Below are 19213 nucleotides of genomic sequence, written 5' to 3' on the forward strand. Positions count from 1 at the left end.
ACACATTATTTTTCAATCGGATAGATAGTACCCGTATTCATAATGCCGTTAGGATCGAACTGCTTTTTCAGACCTTCCAGCAACGTCCACGCGCTGCCGTGTTCCAGCTTGCTCCAGTGAACGCGATGTTTACCAATGCCGTGGTGGTGCACCATCGAACCACCGAGGCGAATGGTTTCTTCGCAGATGATTTTGTTGAGCGGATTGTGGTACTTGTCGATTTCCTCTTCCGGCTTACAGTCAACAACGTTGTAGTCGTAAACGAAGTACATGTTGGTGCCGTTCTGGTAGCTGTGAGAGGAGTGACCGCCCAGCATGGTGATGTCGTCGGCGTGCGGGAACTCGGTACGAATACGGTTAATAACGCTTTCGTAGATTTCGTGAATGCAGCTCCAGCAGCCGGACACTTCGGTGGTAAAGCCCATGTTGCCGGTTTTGAGGATCTGCACACGTTCGGCAGCTACTTTATCCGGTCCCCAGTTCAGGTTGTTAAACCAGGTTTCGATCAGCTTGCTGTCCACTCGCTGGCATTGCGGGTAACGTGCCACGATTTCAGCAATCCCTTCGCCCGTCGCCTTCGCAATGCGAGGGTTACCTTCAGCCATAAAGATCAGCACGCATTTTCCGTCAGCAAAATGGGTGAAGTGTTGGGTGCCATCTTCAGCGTCATACAAACGAGCGATCGACGGACGATACCCTTCCACCATGATTTCACGCAGGATGTTGAAGCCGGTTTTCATGTCTTCCAGGATATAGCCGTAGAAGAGGTTGTTTTCCGGGGTGAACTTAAAGATTTTCACAGTTACTTCAGTGATATAGCACAATGCACCTTCGTTGCCGATGATGATGTGACGAATGTCCGGGCCTGCCGCGCGGCGTGGTACGTTTTTAATGCGTGTTACGGTGCCATCAGCCAATACTGCTTCCAGACCAACGACCATATCTTCGATTGCGCCGTAGAGTGTGGAGAACTGCCCGATACTGCGGGTTGCTACCAGGCCGCCCATCTGCGCCAGCGGCTTTGACTGCGGAGAATGCCCCGTGGTGTAACCTTTTTCACGCAACGCGTTTTCCAGCACTTCCAGCGGAACTCCGCATTGCGCCGTGGCCTGCATATTCTCAATATCAATATTAATGATTTGATTCATGGCAGAGCCGTCGAGCACCACCGAGTTTTCCACAACGGTTTCCAGCCCACCTTCGGTAGCGGAAGCACCGGTACGCGGCACACCGTTAATTTTGTGCGCATTCATAAAATTCAGCACACGGGATACTTGTTCTGTGGAACCGAGTTTTACGACCGCTGCCGGAATCGGCAAAGTATAAATGCCATGAATATCCGGAAATTTGCGAAAACGGTCAATACTGTTCTTCTTTAATACTGTTTCATCGGTAATTACGCGATCTGCACCAACAATTTCCTTTAGCTGGTCGACAATCGCTGCGCGAGATAAAGACATAGTAATTCCTTCCTGATAATAAAAATGGAATAATCATTAATAAGAGAAAACAGAAACCACCGTTATGGATTAGCGCACTAAATAACCACCATCAACCACTAATAAATGTCCGTTGACATAATTCGATGCCGGACTTGCGAGGAATACGGCTGCGCCCATTAAATCCTGAGTATCGCCCCAACGGTTTGCCGGAATATGATCAAGAACGCGCTGATTGGTTTCTGGATTACTGCGTGTCGCCAGCGTAATATCTGTTGCATAATAGCCAGGGGCAATACCATTTACCTGAATATTATATTGACCTAGTTCATCACAGTAAGCTTTGGTGAATCCGGCAAGAGCATGTTTAGTGGCAGAATATGCAGGTGACCATTGTCCACCTAAGTAAGAGAATAATGAACAGATATTAATGATTTTACCGCTTTTCTGCGGGATCATAATTTTTGCAGCTTCATAGCTTAACTCGAATGCGGCGGTCAGGTTCACATCAATCATCGGGTCCCAGTCGGCACGACCGAAGTCCAGCACCTTATTCAGCTTACAAATACCGGCATTGTTAATCAGAATATCGACGGTACCGAAACGTTCGCAACAGGCGGCGATTATCTTCTGCGGCGCGCCTTCTGCGGTGATATCCACCTGCATGAAGTCCACCTCAACACCCTGTTTTTCAATCATTTCCTTTGTTTCGCCGTTATCTTTAACGAAGCTTGGAATAAAGATATTTGCGCCTGCTTTGGCCAGCGCCATGGCAAATGCCTGGCCTAAACCGCTATTCCCGCCGGTAACAATTGCGGTTTTACCTTTCAGGGAGAAAAAATCCATTGAGAACGCATTGAGAGATTCGATTGACATAGTTAGCTCCAATTTCCGTAAGGCAAAAAAAAAGAAAGGTAACTTCCCCCGCGAGAGGGAAGTTACCTTTCTCATTATCTCTGGTAACTGGAGATAATTTTTATCATAAGGGCATAATCGCTAATGTGATCGTAATCACAGTGTTATATTCGAATTGTCAAATAATTTTAAAAAGCAGAAGCGTGATTACTCTCACACAACACCACTGCTTTCCATGTTATTTCTTATTGCAATTACTAGAGACCTGAGAAAAGTAATCCACCTGAAAGGGCGGCTTACTTTTCTCTTTTTTTTGTCTATTACAAATGGGAATACGATATGCAACACAACTCATATCGCCGTTGGATAACCCTCGCGATAATTAGTTTTAGCGGCGGCGTTAGTTTCGACCTGGCTTATTTACGTTATATTTATCAAATTCCCATGGCGAAATTTATGGGATTCAGCAATACCGAGATAGGTTTAATAATGAGTACCTTTGGTATTGCGGCTATTATTCTTTATGCCCCCAGCGGCGTTATTGCCGATAAATTTTCACACCGCAAAATGATTACTTCCGCGATGATCATTACCGGATTACTGGGTCTGTTAATGGCAACATATCCACCGCTGTGGGTAATGCTCTGTATTCAGGTCGCCTTTGCGATAACGACGATTTTAATGCTGTGGTCGGTGTCGATTAAAGCCGCCTCGTTGCTGGGCGATCATAGCGAGCAAGGGAAAATTATGGGCTGGATGGAAGGGCTGCGCGGCGTCGGTGTAATGTCGCTGGCGGTGTTTACCATGTGGGTCTTTTCTCGCTTTGCACCGGATGACAGCGCCAGCCTGAAAACGGTCATTATTATCTATAGTGTGGTTTACATTCTGCTGGGCATTTTGTGTTGGTTTTTTGTTAGCGATAACAACAACCTGCGCAATACCAATAACGAAGAAAAACAGTCATTCCAGCTTAGCGACATCCTGGCTGTTTTGCGCATCAGCACCACCTGGTATTGCAGCATGGTGATTTTTGGTGTCTTCACCATCTACGCCATTCTGAGTTACTCCACCAACTATCTGACCGAAATGTACGGCATGTCGCTGGTGGCGGCGAGCTACATGGGGATTGTGATCAACAAAATCTTCCGCGCACTGTGCGGCCCACTTGGTGGCATTATCACCACCTACAGCAAAGTGAAATCCCCTACCCGCGTGATCCAAATCCTTTCCGTACTCGGCTTGCTGGCGTTAACTGCCCTGCTCGTCACGAACTCTAACCCGCAATCGGTCGCGATGGGGATTGGCCTGATTTTACTGCTGGGATTCACCTGTTACGCCTCACGCGGGCTGTACTGGGCCTGCCCTGGCGAAGCGAGAACACCGTCTTACATTATGGGCACCACGGTAGGTATTTGTTCGGTGATTGGATTCCTGCCGGATGTCTTCGTTTACCCGATTATCGGCTACTGGCAAGACACCCTGCCCGCTGCAGAAGCCTACCGCAATATGTGGCTGATGGGCATGGCGGCGCTTGCCATGGTGATCGTCTTTACCTTTTTGCTGTTCCAAAAAATTCGTACTGCTGATAGCGCCCCTGCTATGGCTAGCAGCAAGTAAGTCCAGAAAATTACAGGAGAAAAATCATGTCGAAAAAATACATCATAGGGATTGATGGCGGAAGTCAGAGCACAAAAGTGGTGATGTATGATCTGGAAGGTAATGTGGTTTGCGAAGGCAAAGGCTTATTGCAGCCGATGCACACGCCAGATGCCGATACCGCAGAACATCCTGACGACGATTTATGGGCATCATTATGTTTTGCCGGTCACGATTTGATGAGTCAGTTTGCCGGGAATAAAGAAGATATTGTCGGTATTGGTCTGGGATCCATCCGTTGCTGCCGTGCGTTATTGAAAGCCGATGGCACGCCAGCTGCGCCGTTGATTAGCTGGCAGGATGCACGCGTTACACGCCCTTACGAACATACGAATCCTGACGTGGCATATGTCACCTCTTTTTCAGGTTATCTGACGCATCGCTTAACCGGCGAGTTTAAAGACAATATCGCCAACTATTTTGGTCAGTGGCCGGTGGATTATAAGACCTGGGCATGGAGTGAAGATGCCGCAGTCATGGAGAAGTTTAATATCCCCCGTCATATGCTTTTTGATGTGCAAATGCCTGGCACCGTCCTCGGACATATCACACCACAAGCCGCACTGGCGACACATTTCCCGGCAGGACTGCCGGTTGTTTGTACCACCAGTGATAAACCGGTAGAAGCTCTGGGGGCCGGATTACTGGATAATGAAACTGCGGTAATTTCTCTTGGCACTTACATCGCATTGATGATGAACGGCAAAGCACTGCCGAAAGATCCGGTGGCGTACTGGCCAATTATGTCTTCTATTCCGCAAACATTGCTGTATGAAGGTTACGGTATCCGCAAAGGCATGTGGACAGTGAGCTGGCTGCGCGACATGTTAGGCGAGTCGTTAATTCAGGATGCCAAAGCACAGGATCTTTCACCGGAAGATTTACTCAACAAGAAAGCGTCTTGTGTGCCGCCTGGCTGTAATGGTCTGATGACGGTGCTGGACTGGCTGACCAATCCGTGGGAACCGTACAAACGCGGGATTATGATCGGCTTTGATTCCAGCATGGATTACGCATGGATATATCGTTCGATACTGGAAAGCGTGGCGCTGACGCTGAAGAACAATTACGACAATATGTGTAATGAAATGAATCACTTTGCCAAACATGTGATCATTACTGGCGGCGGTTCGAACAGCGATCTGTTTATGCAGATTTTTGCCGACGTGTTCAACCTTCCGGCACGCCGTAACGCCATTAATGGTTGTGCAAGTCTGGGGGCAGCGATCAATACGGCGGTAGGTCTGGGGCTATACCCGGATTACGCAACGGCTGTCGACAAAATGGTTCGCGTGAAAGATATCTTTATGCCTGTTGAGAACAATGCCAAACGCTACGACGCGATGAATAAAGGCATTTTCAAGGAGTTAACCAAACATACTGATGTAATCCTGAAAAAATCGTATGAAGTGATGCATGGGGAATTGGGGAATGCGGATTCGATCCAGAGCTGGTCGAATGCGTAAGTGAGGAAGGCCGGGCGGGAAACTGCCCGGCATGAACGTACCTGAATGGTTATCCCCGCTGACGCGGGGAACATAAGTTCGACAACTTAAAAAATGATAACAAGTCCGGTTTATCCCCGCTGATGCAGGGAACATAATAAAAACTTTAACTAGTTCGGTTTATCCCTGTTTTTACAAGGAATATTAACTACACTCGATGTCTTTAGAATAAAAGACAATACGAATCGCACTTTATCAATTTTCACTTAAAGTATGAACTGGATATCTTTATTCATAAGAACTATTCATCAACAGCGTATAGAGGCGATTATGTAAAACCACTCATTAGCCTCAAAACAAAGACAAATTTCCAGATTTATTACTTAATCAATGAATAATAAGCTTAAAAAACAAACTACTATCCTAAAGAAAAAATTAACAAACATCAATTCAATATTAAAAAAATAATATATGATAATTTCTTAATGATTTAAGTATCATACAACTAACACTTTAATTAAATTTGATTTTTTGTATCGATAATTGTGAACTTCTCATATATGGAGAGCTATTTTGAACATGAGGTGTTACGTGGATATATTGCTTAATACGAGTACTGCTAATATAAAAACTTGAGAAAGAGATAACGGGTTATATGGTGGTTTATCCCCGCTGGCGCGGGGAACTCACAAATGATGCGCCAAAACCAAGACTTTTACACGGTTTATCCCCGCTGGCGCGGGGAACTCTTTCCCCCATGCGGGAAGCGCGTGCGATTTCGCGGTTTATCCCCGCTGGCGCGGGGAACTCTGATCAATCTGGTTTATATAGGCTTGCGCGGACGGTTTATCCCCGCTGGCGCGGGGAACTCCTGCAACTGATTTTACGCGAGCGCAGGCCGCGCGGTTTATCCCCGCTGGCGCGGGGAACTCAGTAATCTCCGATCTGTTTGTAAATCTGCTGCCGGTTTATCCCCGCTGGCGCGGGGAACTCGAGGTCGCAGTCCTGCTCAATCTGCCCCGTGTCGGTTTATCCCCGCTGGCGCGGGGAACTCCAAATCACAAATTTTCGCAAAAGCCTGGGCAACGGTTTATCCCCGCTGGCGCGGGGAACTCATCGGGGTATTCAGTTTCGATGCGGGATTGTACGGTTTATCCCCGCTGGCGCGGGGAACTCTCCGGTACGCGCGGGATCGAATCCGGCCCAGACGGTTTATCCCCGCTGGCGCGGGGAACTCACTAAACATAACCTATTATTAATTATTGATTTTTTAAGTCAGTCACAATCTACCAACTTTATAGTATCACACAAACAACACATCCATTATGTTAAAGAGCACTTAATCCATTGATTGAAAAGCTAAATATTTAAAGTAATCCTATACCGACTAAAATCTACCAAACTTTACCGCAATAATTTTCACTCCAGCGAAAAATTAATGCCGCAGAATTTGTAGAGAATGCTAATGATTAGCCCTGGATGGGTAAAATGGAGGAGTTTTCAGAGGCGACAAACAATATAAATGAGTAGAAATCTTTACAGGTTCCACCCATTTATAACGCTTATAAATGTTTAATCAGGCAATATTTAGATATTTATGTGTTTGCATCGACAAACGCCAATTACGAGCAATGCAGGTTTCAATGCACAATCGTGTGGCATCATCCTTTTGGCTAATCGGCTGCAGTGCAATGACTCGCGGTTTATCATCGGTCAGCGTCGCCAAAAGTTCATCCAGTGCTTCAATATCACGTACGCGTCCCACTGGATGCTTGATTTCGTTGGCTCGCTCCAGTGCCTGTGACAACACTTCATAGCCGCCGCGCATGTTCAGCTTTGGCGATACGGTAACCCAGGTATTCGGTGTGCAGCGTACCTCATGAGTACCACTGGTTTCGATCTGGCAGCTAAAACCGTTCTTTTCGAGCAGGTCAGTCAGTGGCAGCAAATCATGAATGCAAGGCTCACCACCCGTAATCACCACATGCCGCGCGGTGTATCCCTGGCGACCAATGACAGCCAGCAAGTCTTCACTGCTCGCCGCCCCCCACTTATCACTCTCTTTGGTCTTCGCCAGAATGCTGAAAAGGGAGACTTCCCGATCCTCAAGCTTTTCCCAGGTGTGTTTGGTGTCGCACCAGGCACAGCCAACCGGGCATCCCTGTAAACGAATAAAAATGGCGGGGACGCCGGTAAAGTAACCCTCACCTTGCAGGGTCTGGAACATCTCGTTAATCGGGTACTGCATAGCATTCTCTGTGAAGTGGATAATTGTTAATTATTGCAGATCCTGCCACAACAATCATGTCTTATTAACATTCTGTTACAGGCAGTTTTAAGGCAAAAAGTGGATTAGATCATAAAGAATAAAATGAAGCAGAGTATTATGTTTTAAGGAATTAATTAAAAGGGATTTAAACATGCTCAGAATATTCATCGTAATTATATTTATTTTCAATTTATCAGGCTGTGGATATAACGATATTCAAACCTATGATGAGCAGGTTAACGCCTCCTGGTCTGAGGTATTGAATCAATATCAACGTCGCGCCGATCTTATTCCTAATCTTGTCGCCAGCATTAAAGGTTATTCCAGCCATGAACGAGATGTACTGGAAGCCGTAACATTGGCTCGTAGCCAGGCTAATCGCGCCAGTAGCGATCTTCAGCAAACTCCGGGCGATGAACAAAAATTACAAGCCTGGCAACAGGCTCAAGCGCAGGTGACTCGCACTCTCGGTCAGTTAACGATAATTAGTGAGCGTTACCCTGAGTTAAAATCTCAGGAACTCTATCAAAATTTAATGGTACAGCTTGAAGGAAGTGAAAATCGGATTGCCGTTGCGCGAGGAAGATATATTAAAGCCATTGAACAATATAATGTCACTATCCGCAAATTCCCCGCTGTGTTAACCGCAAAGGTCATGGATTACACACCAAAGAAAAATTATTTGCCGGATGATGTCGCCGCAGTAAGTAAAGCCCCAACAATAGATTTTAGCCAGAATGCTAATGCTCATTAAGCGGGGAAGTTCTATGCGAAATTTTATCTTCCTTATGGCTTTCTTCTGTTCATCTGTGTTTGCCACACAAATTCCAGTACCTGAATCACCCAAGTATGTGAATGACTTAACCGGCACATTAACAAACAGCGAAGTAAACACCCTGACCAACCAGATTAAAGCCCTGACGCAAAAAAACTACGCACAGTTGGTCGTGTTAGTGGTTGAAACAACTGGCGATGAAACCATCGAGCAGTACGCAACGCGGGTATTCGATAGCTGGAAACCGGGTGATAAAGACCACGATGATGGCGTTCTACTGTTAGTCGCCTGGCAGGATCATACCGTGCGTATTGAAATCGGTTACGGACTGGAAGGTATTATTACGGATGCACAGTCCGGGAAAATTATTCGCAACAGTATTATTCCGGCATTTAAAAAAGGGGACCTGGCTGGTGGTTTGCAAAAGGGAATCAGCGATATTGAAAGTCGTCTGACGGGGAATAATTTAGCAACGATAACACCGACCGATCACCCTTTGCCTTTTAGCGGTTGGTGGGCTTTGTTAGTCTGGGCGATAGTACTGACGTTTATTTCTGCCAGAGGATATATCAAAACGCTGGGAGTAATTTGCTTCGCAGCTATTGTACTGGCCTTTGTTTTACCTATAGCAGGCTTCAGCGGAAGCTGGGGAGTACTCGCAACATTACTCTGCTTCGCCACACCGTTCCTGGCTGTCGCCATCGCTTTTACCCCCTTCGGCAAAAAGGTTCGGGATTCGATGCGTGATGCCAACCAGCCATCACGCCATACAAGAAGCAATTCTTCCTCCCACTATTCATCATCGTCATCCTCTTCATTCAACAATGACAATTTCAGCGGTGGTGGCGGTTCATCTGGTGGCGGTGGCGCTTCCGGGCGCTGGTAACAAAAGGAATTGATATGCGTATTTTTCTCTTACTTCTGATGCTATGCGGTTTTCAGGTATTCGCTGAACAATTGCCTTCAGTAACTGACTTAACCGGGACATTAACGACAGAAGAACAAACTGCTTTAACTCAACAATTACAGACTCTCGAGCAGCAAAACCACTTCCAGGTGGCCGTGTTGGTCACGCCGACCACAGGGGGCAAAAACATTAAACTTGCAGCCTCGCAGAGATACGGGGTATATCACTGGAAACCCGTTGGAGAGAAGCGATATGGCGAAGGTATCTTAATTCTCGTCGTATGGCCGGAAGGGCTGGCGTCAATGAAGATTGGACATGGACTGGAACAGATGTTGCCGCCGGAACAAGCTTCGCAAATTGTTCGTTACCATATGCAGCCAGAATTCGAAAAAAACAATCTCTTTGCTGGATTAACGGGCGGAATTGAAAGCATCGCACAGTTTACCCATATCAAAGCGAACCTTAGCCCTTTGGATGCTTTAGCCAATCATCTGTTTGCTAATCCGCAACGTTCGCTGCCTTGTCTTGCCTGGACACTGCTGATGATCGTTGCCATCGTTGTCCTCTGGCGATTTGCCAGCCGCCCAGGGCGTGGCATATGGATGATATCGATGATTACCCCTATGGTCTGGTTTTTCTCCTTTCAGGACGATGTCATCATTCGGCGGGTATCGGTCGTTTGTTTTAGTTTATTGTTAGCAACAACCTGCAAGCAGCGTCTCGCGGTAGTTTTTAATATGTGCCGCGTATTTCCTATGATGCTGACCCCAAAAAATAAAAACGCTAAAGTGAAAAAACAAAAGAAGACTCCGCAGGTTCGTGAATCAGGACGAAATTCATTGTTTGTCGTGATGCTGATAATTATTGTGGGATGGTGCCTGGTGTTCGCCAGTAATAAAGATATTGCATTCATCTCAACAATTATTGGGTTAATTGATCATTTTATCGGCCCAATAACCATTGCTGGCATCGTTCTGCTGATCATTGTGGCCAAATTTACTGGCAATCTTAAGCTGGGATCAGGAGAAAAAAGCAACAGGAAAACGGGGAATCGTAATGCTCATTCTCGCTCTTCGTCGAGAAATTCTTTCCGCGGTGGTGGCGGTTCTTCAGGAGGCGGCGGTTCATCCGGCCGTTGGTGATCGTAATGCGCTTAATCTTTATTCTACTTGCTTTGTGGAGCCTTCCCGGGCTTGCCCAGCAAATTGCTGTGCCGGAGCTGCGCCAACAAGTGACTGATATTACTGGTACGTTAAGCACGTCTGAACAGCAATCGCTAACGCAGCAGCTGCAGGATATTACACATAAAACACGGGCGCAGGTCGCTGTATTAGTAGTGCCGTCCACCGGAGACGATTCCATTGAACAATATGCAGCACGCGTTTTTGATAGCTGGAAACTGGGAGATAAGCAGAGAAACGATGGTATTTTACTTCTGGTTGCCTGGGAGGAGCATGCTGTTCGTATTGAGGTTGGCTACGGGCTGGAAGGGGTGGTTACCGACCTGCAAGCGGCGAAGATTATCAGAGATATTTTGATCCCTGCCTTCAAAAGTGATGACCTGATGGGTGGATTAACACTGGCAAGCGAAAATATCGGCGCGCTTCTGTTGAATGGTGAATTATCGGAAGACAGGGGGGATTATTACAGTATCAATCCCTTTATTCCATTATCGCTTGCTGTAATTATATTGCTGGCGGTACTTTCATATTTTATTGTTTTTACCGATCCGTCGAATTTACCCTGGATCACTCTCACTGGCGCCATTTACGGGATGGTATTCCTCTATGTTGCCGAGCCAGGACCATGGACCAATTTAATCGTTGCCTGCGGTATGCTCACGCCTTTTGCCATCGTACCACTGCTTATTTTTTGGCTTATCGTTAATAAAAAGCTACGCGCTAAATACAAGAAGCTCGGTAAAGAAAGAGCTTCAAGAAAAGGTTCTTCTTCATCCTCTTCCGGTGGCGGCTCAAGTGGCGGAGGCTCAGGCGGTGGCTTTAGCGGCGGGGGCGGTTCTTCTGGCGGTGGCGGCGCGTCCGGTCGCTGGTAACTCAACCATAAAAAATGCCAGCCCGAAGGCTGGCATTTTTAAATCAGATAAAGTCAGACTTATGCCTGGCCTTTGATCTCTTTACGACCGTTGTACGGTGCTTTTTCGCCCAGAGCTTCTTCGATACGAATCAGCTGGTTGTATTTAGCAACACGGTCAGAACGGCTCATAGAACCAGTTTTGATCTGGCCTGCAGCAGTACCAACAGCCAGGTCAGCGATGGTAGCATCTTCAGTTTCGCCAGAACGGTGAGAGATTACTGCAGTGTAGCCAGCGTCTTTCGCCATCTTGATTGCAGCCAGAGTTTCGGTCAGAGAACCGATCTGGTTGAATTTGATCAGGATGGAGTTAGCGATACCTTTTTCGATACCTTCTTTCAGGATCTTGGTGTTGGTTACGAACAGGTCGTCACCAACCAGCTGGATTTTGTCGCCCAGAACTTTGGTCTGGTATGCGAAACCGTCCCAGTCAGATTCGTCCAGACCGTCTTCGATAGAAACGATCGGGTACTGTTTGGTCAGTTCTTCCAGGAAGTGAGTGAATTCTTCAGAGGTGAACGCTTTGTTGCCTTCGCCAGCCAGAACGTATTTACCATCTTTGTAGAATTCAGAAGCTGCGCAGTCCATCGCCAGAGTGATGTCTTTGCCCAGTTCATAACCAGCAGCTTTAACAGCTTCAGCGATAACAGCCAGAGCTTCAGCGTTGGAACCCAGGTTCGGCGCATAGCCACCTTCGTCACCAACAGCAGTGTTCATGCCTTTCGCTTTCAGAACTTTTGCCAGGTGATGGAAAACTTCAGAACCCATGCGAATGGCTTCTTTCACAGTTTTCGCGCCAACCGGCTGAATCATGAATTCCTGGATATCAACGTTGTTGTCAGCGTGCTCACCACCGTTGATGATGTTCATCATCGGAACCGGCATGGAGTATTTGCCCGGAGTGCCGTTCAGTTCAGCGATATGCTCATACAGCGGCATGCCTTTAGCGGCAGCAGCAGCTTTGGCGTTAGCCAGAGATACAGCCAGGATTGCGTTCGCGCCGAATTTGGATTTGTTTTCGGTGCCGTCCAGGTCGATCATGATCTTGTCAATGCCAGCCTGATCTTTGGCATCTTTACCAATCAGTGCCTGAGCGATCGGGCCGTTTACCGCAGCAACAGCTTTGGTTACGCCTTTACCCAGGAAACGGGATTTGTCGCCATCGCGCAGTTCCAGAGCTTCACGGGAACCAGTAGAAGCACCTGACGGAGCAGCTGCCATACCGACGAAACCACCCTCCAGATGTACTTCGGCTTCAACAGTCGGGTTACCACGGGAGTCGATGATTTCACGACCGATGATTTTTACGATTTTGGACATTAGGTTTTCCTCAAGTCACTAGTTAAACTGAAACTCCAGACAAACAACGCGTACCCAGGGTACGCGTTGCCGTTCTAACTTTTTTCTTACTTCGCCTGACGCTTCTGGAACTCGCTGGCGGCTTTCACAAAGCCTGCAAACAGCGGGTGACCATCACGTGGAGTAGAAGTAAACTCCGGATGGAACTGGCAAGCCACGAACCACGGGTGATTCGGAACTTCGATGATCTCGACCAACTGATCATCCCCGGAACGGCCCGCAACGCGCAGACCTGCATCTTCAATCTGTTTCAACAGCATGTTGTTGACTTCGTAACGGTGACGATGACGCTCAACAATTGTCGGCGCATTGTACAGCTGGCGAACCAAGCTATCGTCAACCAACTGGCACTGCTGTGCGCCGAGACGCATGGTACCGCCGAGATCGCTCTTCTCGCTACGAACTTCAACGTTGCCGTTTTCATCGCGCCACTCGGTAATCAGCGCCACAACCGGGTACTTACAGTCTGGCACAAATTCCGTAGAGTTGGCGTTCTCCATGTTGGCAACATGGCGAGCGTAATCAATTAACGCCACCTGCATACCCAGGCAAATGCCCAGATAAGGAATATTGTTCTCACGCGCAAAACGCGCGGTCGTAATCATGCCTTCTACGCCACGATAGCCGAAACCGCCAGGTACGAGGATTGCGTCCAGACCTTTAAGGATTTCAACGCCGCGCGTTTCAACATCTTGTGAATCGATCAGTTTGATGTTGACGCTGACACGATTCTTCAGCCCACCGTGTTTCAGTGCTTCAATCACGGATTTGTAAGCGTCCGGCAGTTCAATGTACTTGCCGACCATACCAATGGTGACTTCACTTACCGGATTCGCTTCTTCGAAGATAACCTGTTCCCATTCGGACAGATTCGCTTCCGGGCAGTTTAAGCTGAATCGTTTACAAATATAATCGTCCAGCCCCTGCGATTTCAACAGGCCCGGAATTTTATAGATGGAATCGACGTCTTTCAGAGAAATAACCGCTTTTTCCGGAACATTACAGAACAATGCAATCTTCGCACGTTCGTTCGCCGGAACGGCGCGATCTGAACGACAAATCAGGATGTCAGGCTGGATACCGATGGAGAGCAGCTCTTTTACAGAGTGCTGAGTCGGTTTGGTTTTGACTTCACCAGACGCTGCCATGTACGGCACCAGCGTCAGGTGCATAAACAGGGTGTGCTCACGGCCAATTTCAACAGCCATCTGGCGAATCGCTTCGAGGAACGGCAGGGATTCGATATCACCTACTGTACCGCCGATTTCGACCAGTACCACGTCATGACCTTCGCCGCCTTCCAGCACGCGCTCTTTGATAGCGTTAGTGATGTGCGGAATAACCTGTACGGTTGCGCCGAGGTAGTCACCGCGGCGTTCTTTACGCAGAACGTCAGAGTAGATACGACCCGTGGTGAAGTTGTTGCGGCGGCTCATTTTGGTACGAATGAAACGCTCGTAGTGCCCCAGGTCCAGGTCGGTTTCAGCGCCGTCTTCGGTAACGAACACTTCCCCGTGTTGGATTGGGCTCATAGTACCTGGATCGACGTTGATGTACGGATCCAGTTTCATGATGGTCACATTGAGGCCACGGGCTTCAAGAATGGCTGCGAGGGAGGCTGCGGCAATACCTTTACCCAGAGAGGATACGACCCCGCCGGTCACAAAAATATAGTTCGTTGTCATGCTGAACCTGAGAAGTTAGGTTGAAAAGACGATGGAATAACCAGGACGGGAAAGCAGTATACCCGAACATGACCTGTGCCACAAACTTTCATTATCCCTCCTCTTTGCCAGCGCACTATTGAAATCAGGAGTGAGAAAATAGCCCCTTTGGGGTAAATGTTTTTGACGCAAATCAAGCGCTTGTCATTTAAAAAATGACACAAATCGCGCTTGACCACGTAATTCCCTTAGAGATCAATTTCCTGCCGTTTTACCTGTTGCCAGACTTCTTCCATTGTTTCGAGGTCAACACCTGTCATTTCCAGTCCACGCGCGGCAACAATACGCTCCACTTCGCGAAAACGACGCTCGAATTTTTCGTTCGCTTTTTGCAATGCGATTTCCGCTTTTGTCCCTAAATGACGAGCCAGATTGACCGTGGCAAACAGCAGGTCGCCCATTTCCTCCTCCAGTTTAGCCTGGTCGATAACAGCCTGCCGTGCCTCGTACATCACCTCGTCGATCTCTTCGTAGACTTTATCGACTACCGGACCAAGCGTCGTCCAGTCAAAACCAACGTTGGCGCAACGTTTCTGGATTTTTTGCGCACGCATTAAAGCCGGTAAACTACGAGGAATATCGTCCAGCGCCGAATGCTGCGCTTTCTGCGCGCGCTCTTCGGTTTTGATTTGCTCCCAACGGGCAAGCACTTCACTACTATTTTCGGCAGAACTGTCAGCAAAAACATGCGGATGGCGACGTTCTAATTTATCGCTGATCGCGGCGCATATATCATTAAAGTCAAAGCGCCCTTCTTCCTGAGCCATTTGTGCGTAAAACACCACCTGGAACAGCAGATCGCCCAGTTCACCGCGAAGATCGTCAAAATCTTCACGGGCGATGGCGTCCAGCACCTCGTAGGTTTCTTCAAGGGTGTAAGGCGCAATGGTGGCAAATGTCTGCTCTTTATCCCACGGGCAGCCGTTTTCCGGATCGCGCAGGCGCTGCATAATAGTGAGCAAACGGTCGATTTGATTCATTAGAATGTCCTGAAAATTGCGGGTCTGTCAGGTGTAATACCTTCGAGTAAAAGATATCGCTGGATACGGCTGACGCCATATCCAGCTATGTAAGACTAACTCCCGTGCAACCGACGCGCGTCGATAACATCCGGCACCTGGTTGAGTTTACCCAGCACGCGGCCCAGCACTTGCAGGTTGTAAATCTCAATGGTCATGTCGATGGTCGCCAGTTGCTGTTTGGTGTCGCTACGGCTGGCAACGCCAAGTACGTTCACCTTCTCGTTGGCGAGAATGGTCGTGATATCACGTAACAACCCACTACGATCATTAGCCACCACGCGGACCACCAGCGAATATCCGGCGGAGTAGCTCTCGCCCCATACCGCATCAACAATACGTTCTGGCGCATGGGAGCGCAGTTCCGCCAGTTGTTCGCAATCGGCGCGGTGTACTGAAATACCGCGTCCCTGGGTAATGAAGCCGACAATCTCATCTCCAGGAATCGGCTGGCAGCAGCGCGCGATGTGGTGCATCAGGTTACCGACACCTTCAACCACCACACGACCGTTATCTTTACTGCGGTTTTGCGGCGTATAGCTTTTTTGCTGAAGTTGCTTCAGCGCGGCGGCATCCTGCTCTTCGGCACTCGGCTTATTAAATTGCGATTGCAGGAAGTTCACCATCTGATTGAGACGGATATCCCCGCCACCAATCGCCGCCAGCAACTCGTCGACATCATTGAAGTTGTAACGCGGCAGCAGATGTTTTTCTGCTTCTTTCAGGCTGATCCCCAGATGTTCCAGCTCGTCGTCAAGGATTTGCCGCCCAGCCAGAATGTTTTTGTCACGGTCCTGTTTACGGAACCAGGCGTGAATTTTCGAACGCCCACGGCTGGTTGTGACGTAACCGAGGTTTGGGTTTAACCAGTCACGGCTGGGGTTCGGCTGTTTCTGGGTGATAATTTCAATCTGGTCGCCCATCTGCAGCTGGTAGGTGAACGGCACAATGCGCCCGCCAATTTTTGCCCCGATGCAGCGGTGCCCGACATCACTGTGGATGTGGTAAGCGAAGTCCAGCGGCGTTGATCCCGCAGGCAAATCAACGACGTCACCTTTCGGCGTAAAGACGTACACCCGGTCGTCAAAGACCTGGCTGCGTACTTCGTCGAGCATTTCGCCGGAATCAGCCATCTCTTCCTGCCACGCAATCAGTTTACGCAGCCAGGCAATTCGGTCTTCATGTCCCGAACGTGCGCCGCCAGCTGCCGCGCCTTCTTTATATTTCCAGTGCGCAGCAACCCCCAACTCTGCATCTTCATGCATCTGTTTGGTGCGGATTTGGATCTCAACGGTTTTTCCACCCGGCCCCAGAACCACGGTATGAATAGACTGATAACCGTTTGGTTTCGGGTTAGCGACGTAATCGTCAAACTCATCCGGCAGGTGGCGATAGTGAGTGTGCACTATCCCCAGTGCGGCATAACAATCCTGTAAACGCTCGGCGACAATACGTACCGCACGCACATCAAACAGCTCATCGAAGGCGAGGTTCTTTTTCTGCATTTTGCGCCAGATGCTGTAGATGTGTTTCGGTCGACCATACACTTCAGCTTTAACGCCTTCAGCTTTCATCTCAGCGCGCAGATGGCCGACAAACTCTTCGATATAGTGTTCGCGGTCGAGACGGCGTTCATGCAGCAGTTTTGCGATGCGTTTGTATTCGGTCGGGTGGAGATAACGGAAGCAGTAATCTTCCAGCTCCCATTTCAGTTGTCCAATCCCAAGACGGTTCGCCAACGGCGCGTAGATATTGGTGCACTCTTTTGCCGCCAGTACGCGTTCATCTTCCGGCGCGTCTTTTACTTCGCGCAGATGAGCAATACGCTCTGCCAGTTTGATGACCACGCAGCGAAAATCATCGACCATCGCCAATAACATCCGGCGAACGTTATCGACCTGCTCGGAGGAAACAGAATCGGTATGCGTCGCTTTCAGCTGGCGGATCGCCGCCATATCACGCACGCCGTGAATAAGGTTAACGACCGACTTACCGACGCTCTCACGCAGCACATCTTCGCTGACTACGTTGGCATCCGCCAGAGGGAACAGCAGCGCCGCCCGCAGCGTGTCAATGTCCATACTTAATGTCGAGAGGATCTCCACCATCTCAACACCACGCCACAATAACAGACTGGCATCCGGATGCCCCTGCGTCTGTTGCAGACAATACGCCCAGGTTTCGGCTAAGCACTCACACGACTTCTGGCTGGTAATACCCAGACTTGCGATCCATTTTTCCGGATCAAATTCACCAGCCTTATTGATATGTGCACTTCTTACCGCAACCATCGTCCTCTCCTTTAGGGACCAGACCTGCCGAAATCGGCAAATCGTAACTATTTAACGCGCGAGAAAAGTACCATCGATTCCAGATGTCCCGTGTGTGGGAACATATCCAGCATCGCCAGTCGCGCAATGGTATATCCTGCTTTTAATAACGCTTCGCTATCCCGAGCCAGCGTTGCAGGGTTACAGGATACATAAACTATACGAATAGGTTCCAGTTTTATAATTTGCTGCATAACTCCTGCGGCACCTGCTCGCGCCGGGTCCAGCAACACTTTATCGAAGCCGTTTTTCGCCCACGGCTGCTTTGTGACATCTTCTTCAAGATTTTCGTGATAAAACGTCACATTGTGTAAGCCATTAAGACGCGCATTCTGCTGGCCTTTTTCCACCAGCGCCGGAACACCTTCTACACCCACCACACTGGCAGCTTGTGTCGCCAATGGCAGTGTAAAGTTGCCCATACCGCAGAACAGATCCAGTACGCGATCTTCAGGTTGCACATCCAGCCATTCCAACGCACGCGCTACCATTTTTTGGTTCACACCCGCATTGACCTGAATAAAATCGCGCGGGCTAAAAGTTAAGCGCAACCCGTTTGAGTCATACCAGGGCATCTCACCAGAGACGGTTTCGAGTATCTCACTATCGGGGGCGAGATACAGATCCAGGCCTTCAGAATGCGAAAAGCGTTCCAGTTTTTCGCGATCTGCCGAACTTAGCGGTGCGGTATGGCGCAAAATCATCAGCGTGCCGCTGGTTGCCTGTACCAGTTCAACATGACCAAGATGGCGCATAGCTTGTAAGCTGCCCAGGCATGCCCTGACTTTGGGCAGCAATGCTTCAAGTTGGGGCACTAAAATGGGACATTGTTTAACGTCGACAATGTCACTGGAGCCCGCTTTGCGAAACCCCATCTGAAGTTGCTGTGTTTTCGGTAAGTAGTTCAAACTTAAACGCGCGCGACGGCGATAGCCCCAGGGAACATCGGCGATCACTTCAGAGACCTCGTGTTTCATTAATCGGGCGAGTGCCGCACTTTTGCTTCGCTGCTGTAAATCCTCGCTGGCGTGTTGTTGCTGACAGCCGCCGCATACGCCAAAATGAGGGCAGCGTGGCGTTTCGCGTTCCGGGCTATCGCTTAACCGGCGTACGACTTTAGCGCGGGCGTATTGTTTTTTATCTTCAGTAACAGTAACTTCCGCGTTTTCCTGTGGCAGTAATCCAGGAATAAATAACGCTTTGCCGTTATGTCGTGCCACGCCCTGACCAAAAGAGTCGAGGTCGTTGACTGAAACAGTTATGATCTGACGCGTCGTCGTGCGTCGTTTTGCAGAGTAGAATTGCGCCATTGGCGAGACTTTCTCAATTTAACAGTGTGACCTT

General features: G+C 48.7%; 13 protein-coding genes, 1 pseudogene and 1 CRISPR repeat array. Of the genes and pseudogenes, 6 read left to right on the plus strand and 8 right to left on the minus strand.

The window, feature by feature from the left end; translation table 11 throughout:
* Positions 1 to 5: 5 nt before the first annotated feature.
* Both G434_RS14715 and G434_RS14710 read right to left on the minus strand, forming a co-directional pair.
* Positions 6 to 1460: an FAD-binding oxidoreductase gene (locus tag G434_RS14715; RefSeq protein WP_000059301.1), complete on the minus strand. Its 1455-nt coding sequence runs from the start codon at positions 1458 to 1460 to the stop codon at positions 6 to 8.
* Between the two features lie 69 nt (positions 1461 to 1529).
* Positions 1530 to 2315, minus strand: coding sequence for an SDR family oxidoreductase (locus G434_RS14710; protein ID WP_000021318.1), 786 nt, complete (start codon positions 2313 to 2315; stop codon positions 1530 to 1532).
* A gap of 318 nt (positions 2316 to 2633) precedes the next feature.
* Here G434_RS14710 and G434_RS14705 point away from each other — a divergent pair, with 318 nt between their 5' ends.
* Both G434_RS14705 and G434_RS14700 read left to right on the plus strand, forming a co-directional pair.
* Positions 2634 to 3911 (plus strand): MFS transporter, encoded by a 1278-nt coding sequence (locus G434_RS14705; RefSeq protein ID WP_001164554.1) that lies wholly within the window; start codon positions 2634 to 2636, stop codon positions 3909 to 3911.
* A 26-nt stretch (positions 3912 to 3937) separates the two neighbouring features.
* Positions 3938 to 5416, plus strand: coding sequence for an FGGY-family carbohydrate kinase (locus G434_RS14700; RefSeq protein ID WP_000039725.1), 1479 nt, complete (start codon positions 3938 to 3940; stop codon positions 5414 to 5416).
* A 638-nt stretch (positions 5417 to 6054) separates the two neighbouring features.
* Positions 6055 to 6632: direct repeats of the CRISPR family, unit length 29 nt; unit sequence CGGTTTATCCCCGCTGGCGCGGGGAACTC.
* A gap of 339 nt (positions 6633 to 6971) precedes the next feature.
* Here G434_RS14700 and queE read toward each other — a convergent pair.
* On the minus strand, positions 6972 to 7643 hold the full coding sequence (gene queE / locus G434_RS14695; protein ID WP_001199973.1) for a 7-carboxy-7-deazaguanine synthase QueE: 672 nt from the start codon (positions 7641 to 7643) through the stop codon (positions 6972 to 6974).
* A gap of 172 nt (positions 7644 to 7815) precedes the next feature.
* On the opposite strand from queE, the gene G434_RS14690 reads away from it, so the two are divergent.
* The 4 genes and pseudogenes from G434_RS14690 (at position 7816) to G434_RS14675 (ending at position 11399) form a co-directional block, all read left to right on the plus strand.
* Positions 7816 to 8418, plus strand: coding sequence for a LemA family protein (locus tag G434_RS14690; protein WP_000944226.1), 603 nt, complete (start codon positions 7816 to 7818; stop codon positions 8416 to 8418).
* 13 nt (positions 8419 to 8431) lie between these two features.
* A pseudogene (locus G434_RS14685) lies at positions 8432 to 9103 on the plus strand (TPM domain-containing protein); the annotation flags it as partial.
* A 236-nt stretch (positions 9104 to 9339) separates the two neighbouring features.
* On the plus strand, positions 9340 to 10488 hold the full coding sequence (locus tag G434_RS14680) for a TPM domain-containing protein (RefSeq protein ID WP_001217975.1): 1149 nt from the start codon (positions 9340 to 9342) through the stop codon (positions 10486 to 10488).
* On the plus strand, positions 10485 to 11399 hold the full coding sequence (locus G434_RS14675; RefSeq protein WP_001513379.1) for a TPM domain-containing protein: 915 nt from the start codon (positions 10485 to 10487) through the stop codon (positions 11397 to 11399). Before G434_RS14680 ends, G434_RS14675 begins: the two co-directional genes overlap by 4 nt.
* A gap of 59 nt (positions 11400 to 11458) precedes the next feature.
* Here G434_RS14675 and eno read toward each other — a convergent pair whose 3' ends face one another.
* From eno to rlmD, 5 genes are all read right to left on the minus strand, one after another.
* Positions 11459 to 12757 (minus strand): phosphopyruvate hydratase, encoded by a 1299-nt coding sequence (eno, locus tag G434_RS14670; RefSeq protein ID WP_000036723.1) that lies wholly within the window; start codon positions 12755 to 12757, stop codon positions 11459 to 11461.
* An 86-nt stretch (positions 12758 to 12843) separates the two neighbouring features.
* Complete coding sequence (gene pyrG / locus G434_RS14665) at positions 12844 to 14481, minus strand: glutamine hydrolyzing CTP synthase (RefSeq protein WP_000210878.1); 1638 nt, start codon at positions 14479 to 14481, stop codon at positions 12844 to 12846.
* Between the two features lie 227 nt (positions 14482 to 14708).
* Positions 14709 to 15500: a nucleoside triphosphate pyrophosphohydrolase gene (gene mazG / locus G434_RS14660; RefSeq protein ID WP_001071643.1), complete on the minus strand. Its 792-nt coding sequence runs from the start codon at positions 15498 to 15500 to the stop codon at positions 14709 to 14711.
* A gap of 95 nt (positions 15501 to 15595) precedes the next feature.
* On the minus strand, positions 15596 to 17830 hold the full coding sequence (gene relA, locus G434_RS14655) for a GTP diphosphokinase (protein WP_000226815.1): 2235 nt from the start codon (positions 17828 to 17830) through the stop codon (positions 15596 to 15598).
* A 47-nt stretch (positions 17831 to 17877) separates the two neighbouring features.
* Complete coding sequence (gene rlmD, locus G434_RS14650) at positions 17878 to 19179, minus strand: 23S rRNA (uracil(1939)-C(5))-methyltransferase RlmD (RefSeq protein WP_000046780.1); 1302 nt, start codon at positions 19177 to 19179, stop codon at positions 17878 to 17880.
* Positions 19180 to 19213 lie beyond the last annotated feature (34 nt).

The sequence above is a fragment of the Escherichia sp. KTE172 genome, from assembly GCF_000408845.1.
Classification (GTDB): domain Bacteria; phylum Pseudomonadota; class Gammaproteobacteria; order Enterobacterales; family Enterobacteriaceae; genus Escherichia; species Escherichia coli.